This window comes from Aeromonas sp. ZOR0002 (genome assembly GCF_963866995.1).
In the GTDB taxonomy this organism is placed as follows: Bacteria; Pseudomonadota; Gammaproteobacteria; order Enterobacterales; family Aeromonadaceae; genus Aeromonas; species Aeromonas caviae.
In genome coordinates, this window is the sequence record NZ_CAWMFQ010000275.1 from 1 (window position 1) to 6432 (window position 6432).

Genomic DNA, 6432 nt, shown 5'->3' on the forward strand with positions numbered 1-6432 from the left:
CACAGTGCCAGAATGAGCAGCGCCAGCAGGGCAAAGGGCGGCACCAGGCAGAGCAGCACGCACAGGAAGGTGACAAGCCCCGGGTGGCGGCTCTTGCGCCGGGCCAGTCGCCATGCCACCACGCCGACGACGATCATCAGCAGCAGCATGAAGAGAACAAACAGGTTGGAGTTGATGGTCATGAAAGCTCCTTTTTCATGGCAAAAGGCACACTCTAGCGCCGTTGCGTTCCCGGGCAACTCCCAATCTGGTGGTGCCTCCACCGGTCAATAGGCATTTTCTATTTCGCCAATAGATGAGAATGGTTTTCATTTGATGAGGTTCTGGGTGATACTGCCTTCATCGCCAGAGGAGACACCACCATGAAAAAGACCATCAGCTTCGCCATCCTGCACTTTTGTGTCGCCTTCACCGTGGCTTACCTGCTGACCGGCGAACTGCTCACCGCCAGCCTGATCGCCCTCATCGAGCCCGCCGTGAACACGGTCGCCTTCTACTTCCACGACCTTGGCTGGCACAAGCTCAAGCCTGAGCACAGCCTGCAGGCCAAGACCAGCAGCTTCGCCCTGGTCCACTTCTCGGTGGCCTTCGGTGTCGCCTACCTGCTGAGTGGTGAGCTGCTCACCGGCGGCGTGATGGCACTGATCGAACCTGCCATCAACACCGTCGTCTTCTTCTTCCACGAGCGGCTGTGGCGCAGCCGCCAGACCTTGGCGCTGGCCAGCGTCTGATTGCCATGCAGGGCCGCCTGGCCCCAAAAACACGGGGTGCTCCTGCCTCTTTAGGGTGTAAAGTGTGCTCTGGTCACGGGGCATCATGCCCCCTGTTGGAGCCCTGTCGATGAACAAGATCTTGCTTGGTACCCTGCTGTTTTCCCCTCTGCTGGCCGCGGCGGCCACCCCGTCCTTCGAATGCGCCAAGGCGAAAGGCGCCGCCGAAACCCTCATTTGCAAGGATGCCGGACTGGCTGCGCTGGATAACGAGCTGTCAGCCCTCTATCCCAAGGCGATTGCCGGGTTCTCCCCCGAGCAGCAGAAGAGCGAGCGCGCCATCCAGCGCGGCTGGATCAAGGGGCGCAACGACTGCTGGAAGGCGGGCGACCTGCGCCAGTGCGTGGAAGAGAGCTACCAGTTGCGGATCACCGAGTTGCAGATAAAAGGCGGCCAACTGAAGGTGCCGACGCCGGTCGATTATCAGTGCGGCAAGAGCGTCACCCTCTCCACCTACTTCTACAACGAGGCCAAGCGGCCCGCCGCCATGATCAACCTGAGCGAGGGGAACAACCAGCAGCAGGTGCTCGCCTATGAGACCCCCAGCGCCAGCGGCGCCCGGTACGAGGGGCAAAACCTCACCCTCTGGACCAAGGGGAGCGACGCCATGCTGGAGCGCTACGGTCAGCCCACCCTTAACTGCAGCGAGATCCCGGGCAACTGATCCCCCGCCCGGCCAGAGGCCGGGCAACCACTCCCGTACAGGCAGCAAGAGGGTCACCAGCTGGTGGCCACTCGCCCCCTTTTACCTATCCCCCCAGCCCCTCTCGCCAATCCAGCCCGGACGCCAGGCTTTCGGGCTGACCTCCATTTGTTGAGCTTGCCCGGCAATTCGCCATTTCCTCCTTTCCCTTCGCTCGCGGGCCGTTAATATAGCCAATTGGCAACACACGCCTCGTCGGAGTCTCCCATGAGCCACGCCAACCACGCCCAATTGGTCAATCTCAGCAAGCTGGAAGCTGACATTCAGGGCGGTAGCGTCGCCAAAGGGCACAACCGGCAAGAGGTAAGTGACTGATTCAACCATGTCGAGTGGAGTGAATGTATGGAAACGCACACACTGCATCGGGGTCGGCTGATCGACCATCTCCAGCTGGTGGTGAAAGACCTGACCGCCAGCGAGCGCTTTTACAGGGCCATACTGGCCACCCTCGATGTGCCAATCGGCGGCGCGGGTGAGGGTTACTTCTGGGCTGACGAGCTGTTTGTCACATCCATCGACAGCCCGGCAGCGCTCGGCGCACTGACCGGTCGCCATCACCTCGCCTTCCAGGCGCAGGACCGCGCCACAGTCGATCGCTTCTATCAGGCAGCGCTGGCCCATGGCGGCCAGGATAACGGCGCCCCCGGCGAGCGGGTCTATCACCCCGGCTATTACGCCGCCTTTGTCCTCGATCCGGACGGCAATAATATCGAAGCGGTCTATCACGGCGAGGCAAAGCGCAGTGCGGGGTCGGTGGTGATCACTTTCTAGCTACACTATTCCATACCTTCAGCAATTTAGATCCCCATCTTGGAGCATCTTCGCAACTATGAAGGAATAAAAGTGGTAAGTATAAAAAAATCTATCTATAGGAAAAATAATTTAAAATGGCACTCGTAGTTTATCAACTCCCATTTTATGCGGGGAAAATAATCGACAAGATGATTGAGAATGATTGGTTCGTTCATTCATTTACACTAGGAAATGTGAGAGATATATATAATCCATCAGCATACCTATATAACTTAGAATTTAATAATGTAGAATATACAATCCATCTAGACCTTAACATATATCAGTATGTGCTAAATGCTGTAAAAAAAGATAAAAAACAACCATTGCACAGAAATGCTATAGCTTTGATGGTTTTTGCTAAATTCACGAATATAATTCTTGACCCAACAATTGCAATATATGAAAAATTGAACTATAGAAATCAGTGCCCTGATGAGTTAATTGATGACTTGATACTGTTTCGTCAAATTGACAATGCAGATATGGACGTTTTAGCCCAATTTGCACTTGGTAATACTGATACCATCGAACTACCTGAGCCAAGATCTTTAGAACGTTCTCATTTAAAATATCGACTTGTAGAGTATCAAAGACTTAAGAAGTGGGACACAATATATTTACTAGTCCTTAAAGTAACTGAATTATTTTATTATAGGAAAGATACTACAGGTGAAGAAAAACTAAAATACTTCTGGCAATGGTGTCATCATGATTTTTTGTTTTCACTCGTTGTCACTTGTTTTGCTATAAAACTATTTGGTAAAAAACCGATACCTAAGTTAATGAAATATACCCCAGAGCAATCAGCTAAGATAAATAAGCAAGGTTTAATAAACATGACTTGGGATTTGTTTCTGTTAGACAAGTTCTTTGAACACTGGCAAAAAAAACCAAGCAATAAAGAATTTCTGTATGCTAGTAATGACAAACCCCTACAGGAAGTACTTAAAATTGCCATTGAAATTCAAAAAAAAGGCCACAACATATACCTGCGCGACTTATCCTCAGAGCTAAATAGTTATTTCACCAGCACATTCAAAAAAATTATGACACAAGAAGGTCGTCGCATTACATCTGTGACTGATTTTAAATCTTTTCGTGATGATATGATTTCTAACTATGAGACAATTCTTCTAATCAATGAATAAGAGCATAATATCCAGTAGGTTAGAATAACGAAACAAAATCTAAAAATCGCGAATAGACATATCATACTGATAGCCTGATAATAAATCGTCTGCCCTCGCGGTCATTACTCCGTTTTAGGATACTGGACGCAGTAAAGCCTCGATAGCTATGAACACATTACACATTTAGGAGAGATCGGTGGCTAAAAGAGCATCTATTCCCAAAAAGATCAAAGAGATATTGAGAGAAGAGGTCGGCTTTGGTTGCCCAGTTAAAGATTGCGGTAACCCATACTTGGAATACCATCATTTTGATCCTCCGATTCATATCAAACCACACAATGATCCTAAAGGCATGATTGCGCTATGTGCTCAACACCATAAAAAAGCAGATGGAAATGCATATACAGTCGAACAACTTCATGATTTTAAAATGAACCGCGTTCACTCTAAACAAGTAAGAGGCAACCTAGATTGGCTGCGCAGAGACCTACTATCGATCGTTGGTGGTAACCTTTACTATGAGACACCAATACCTGTCCAAATTGATGGGCATAATTTGGTATCATTTTCACGAGATGCTAGTGGTTTTCAAAGACTGAGCATTAGTATGCTTAGTTTAAGGGCTGAAGAGCGACTAATAATAGATGAAAACTCTTGGGAAAATATTGGCAATCCAGTTGATCTTCGATCTCCTCCTCAAGGGAAGGAGTTAGAAATACACTATAGTAATGGAGACCATTTATATTTACGATTCTCTGAAGTTGAAGACAAAGAGCAACTTCAATCTATGTTTGGTATTTCATATAACTCTGATTTTAATTTCCCAATAACGGCCGTTGAAATTAACTTTGCTATTGGTGAGACCAACATTGATTTTTCCGCCTCTGGCACAACGGTTATGGGCTCTAGGATCACAAATAGTGTAATAGCTTATTGTGGTGTAGGTTTTTGTATAGAGACTGGTATTAAATGGCAGCAAAACCCTAAATGGAAACTTGAACAAAAGTATGAAGTACGCCAAGGAAATATCATTAAAGTGGCCTTTGGGAAATGAATGTATAAATAGAATATTTCAACACGTGATGTCACCAACTCTAATAAACCGTGGTAATGACTGTTGTATATGTATTGGTGATAGCACCTTGTCAGCTTGGTACCTGGACAGTATGCCTCAATCTAGCAGGAAGAAGTCATGAAGTATTCTTTGAATTGGCAACGCCCATTGCTTCTCATGAGCAAGCGGTTCTTTATATTTATCACATTGATTTTTGTAGGATTCGTTGCGCTCAGTGCATTCAAAACTCAACTCAACATGGAGCTGGGTATCTGGCTCTTTTACCAATATCTGAAAATACTGCTAGCAGCCTTCGTTGTATTGTTCGTGATGGCGCAAGCGTCCAGGTTGTTTTCAGTCGAATTGAGTAGTGACGATGTTGTTGGTAGAAACCGTTTTTTCCGAAAAGTATCCATACCATATGCCGAGATGGTGGGGGTGAGTATGGGAAAATTGCTCATCGTCAATTGCATGGTCATTCGAACCAACAGCCTCAAGCGCATTTACGCCCCTTTTGATCTGGACGGTTTCTCGGATCTTTCGGATAAAATAGATGCCAAGTTAAAGCATCGCACAACATCAAGGAATGACTCGTAACCTCAGGTATTTGCTCGGTGCCTATGCCTGTCTTCAGCTCACAGGTAGCCGGATTGTACAGATCTAGTTATCACCAGCCCATCTACGCCCGTTATGACCCCATGACGGGTCAGCGCTGTCATATCATGCTCCTGTGGCGCGCCCCTCCACCATGGGGATTCTCTCCCCCCTACCACTAGCCTATAGTGAGCCCCTACTCGAACAACCTTTGCGAGCAGCACTATGTATATCGGCGAATTTGCCCGGCTGGCGGGCACCACCCCAAAGGCGGTCCGTCTCTACGAGCAGCTCGGGCTGCTGCCCGAGCCCAGGCGGCGCGGCAAGTATCGCGTCTACCGGGCCGAGGATCTGGAGTGGGTCGGCTTTATCCGCGAGGCCCAGCGGCTTGGCTGCAAGCTCGGGGAGCTGGTTCCCCTGCTCGCGGGCGTCACCAGCCTCGATCACTTCCCCTGGCAGAAGGTGGAGCAGCTTATCGCGGACAAGCTGGCGCAGATCGAGGCGGAGGTCGCCAGGCTGCAACGCCAGCATCAGGGCTTGAGCCAGTGCGCCACGCTGCTGGCGCAGCACCCGTGCCGCTATGGCGCCCCGGCGCGGCAATCCCCCGACGAGCGGGATCATCCCGCCGCCGCGGATCGGGGACAAAAGGTGGCTTGACTCTGTCCCATGGGACAAGGGGTGTAATGGGGGCTCACTTCAAGGAGCCATACCATGACCCCCAACCTGCTTGTTCTCAACGGCAACCCCAAACCCGACAGCCTCTGCCACGCCCTCGCCCGGGAGTATGCCCGCAGTGCCGAGCAAGGGGGCGCGCGCGTCACCCTGCATCACGTGGGGGAGCTCGCCTTCGCGCCGGATCTTCACCATGGCTATGACGAGGTGCAGCCCCTCGAACCGGATCTGCAGGCGGTGCAGCAGAGCCTGGTGCAGGCCCACCATCTGGTGATCGTCGCCCCCGTCTGGTGGGGCCACCTGCCAGCCCGGCTCAAGGGGCTGCTGGATCGCACCCTGCTGCCGGGTTTCGCCTTTCGCTACCAGCCGGGGAAGGCGCACCCGGAGCAGTTGCTCGCCGGCAAGACGGCACGCCTGCTGCTCACCATGGACAGCCCCCCCTGGTATTACCGCTGGTGGCAGGGAGCTCCCCTGGATCGCACCCTGGACAAGCCGGTGCTCGGGCTCTGTGGCATCCGGCTGACCCACCGCCAGCATCTGGGGCCCGTCCACACCTCGGATGAGGGGGCCCGCCAGCGCTGGCTCGGCCAGGCCGGGGCAGCCGCCCGCCAGGATGTGCGGCGGCTGGGCAGGCGCCCCGCCTAATCCCTGCCATGGGCATGTTTTGCCCATTAAAAAGGCGCTGTCCCAATTACATGTTGAAAGGCTAACCTT

At 51.6% G+C, this 6432-nt stretch carries 9 protein-coding genes; 8 read left to right on the forward strand and 1 reads right to left on the reverse strand.

The genetic code is table 11. From position 1 onward, the window contains the following. Positions 1–182 (reverse strand): hypothetical protein (locus tag AACR77_RS14905; RefSeq protein WP_042878425.1); only part of this gene is annotated, 182 nt, incomplete at its 3' end. 180 nt (positions 183–362) lie between these two features. Between AACR77_RS14905 and AACR77_RS14910 the strand changes: the two genes are divergently transcribed. From AACR77_RS14910 to AACR77_RS14945, 8 genes are all read left to right on the forward strand, one after another. Continuing rightward, a complete protein-coding gene (locus AACR77_RS14910; protein ID WP_041215753.1) occupies positions 363–731 on the forward strand; it encodes a DUF2061 domain-containing protein in 369 nt (122 codons plus the stop codon). Between the two features lie 109 nt (positions 732–840). After that, entirely contained in the window at positions 841–1434 is a 594-nt protein-coding gene (locus AACR77_RS14915; RefSeq protein ID WP_042878427.1) for an MliC family protein, read from the forward strand. 381 nt (positions 1435–1815) lie between these two features. Then, the gene (locus AACR77_RS14920) at positions 1816–2244 is read left to right on the forward strand and encodes a VOC family protein (RefSeq protein ID WP_042878430.1); all 429 of its coding nucleotides are present in this window, start codon (positions 1816–1818) and stop codon (positions 2242–2244) included. A gap of 116 nt (positions 2245–2360) precedes the next feature. After that, positions 2361–3416, forward strand: coding sequence for a hypothetical protein (locus AACR77_RS14925; protein ID WP_139739542.1), 1056 nt, complete (start codon positions 2361–2363; stop codon positions 3414–3416). 178 nt (positions 3417–3594) lie between these two features. Beyond that, positions 3595–4452, forward strand: coding sequence for an HNH endonuclease signature motif containing protein (locus AACR77_RS14930; RefSeq protein WP_081999307.1), 858 nt, complete (start codon positions 3595–3597; stop codon positions 4450–4452). 138 nt (positions 4453–4590) lie between these two features. After that, complete coding sequence (locus AACR77_RS14935; RefSeq protein ID WP_042878433.1) at positions 4591–5049, forward strand: hypothetical protein; 459 nt, start codon at positions 4591–4593, stop codon at positions 5047–5049. Positions 5050–5271: 222 nt separating this feature from the next. Next, positions 5272–5703 carry a MerR family transcriptional regulator gene (locus AACR77_RS14940; RefSeq protein WP_042878435.1) on the forward strand — a complete coding sequence of 144 codons (432 nt, stop codon included), beginning with the start codon at positions 5272–5274 and terminating at the stop codon, positions 5701–5703. Positions 5704–5757: 54 nt separating this feature from the next. Continuing rightward, the gene (locus tag AACR77_RS14945) at positions 5758–6363 is read left to right on the forward strand and encodes an NAD(P)H-dependent oxidoreductase (RefSeq protein WP_042878436.1); all 606 of its coding nucleotides are present in this window, start codon (positions 5758–5760) and stop codon (positions 6361–6363) included. The last annotated feature ends 69 nt before the right edge of the window (positions 6364–6432 follow it).

Excerpts from the sequence above, each read along its gene's own strand:
- AACR77_RS14940 (WP_042878435.1), top strand. The coding sequence starts at position 5,272 with ATGTATATCGGCGAATTTGCCCGGCTGGCGGGCACCACCCCAAAGGCG.
- AACR77_RS14920 (WP_042878430.1), top strand. The coding sequence starts at position 1,816 with ATGGAAACGCACACACTGCATCGGGGTCGGCTGATCGACCATCTCCAG.
- AACR77_RS14945 (WP_042878436.1), top strand. The coding sequence starts at position 5,758 with ATGACCCCCAACCTGCTTGTTCTCAACGGCAACCCCAAACCCGACAGC.
- AACR77_RS14935 (WP_042878433.1), top strand. The coding sequence starts at position 4,591 with ATGAAGTATTCTTTGAATTGGCAACGCCCATTGCTTCTCATGAGCAAG.
- AACR77_RS14925 (WP_139739542.1), top strand. The coding sequence starts at position 2,361 with ATGGCACTCGTAGTTTATCAACTCCCATTTTATGCGGGGAAAATAATC.
- AACR77_RS14915 (WP_042878427.1), top strand. The coding sequence starts at position 841 with ATGAACAAGATCTTGCTTGGTACCCTGCTGTTTTCCCCTCTGCTGGCC.
- AACR77_RS14910 (WP_041215753.1), top strand. The coding sequence starts at position 363 with ATGAAAAAGACCATCAGCTTCGCCATCCTGCACTTTTGTGTCGCCTTC.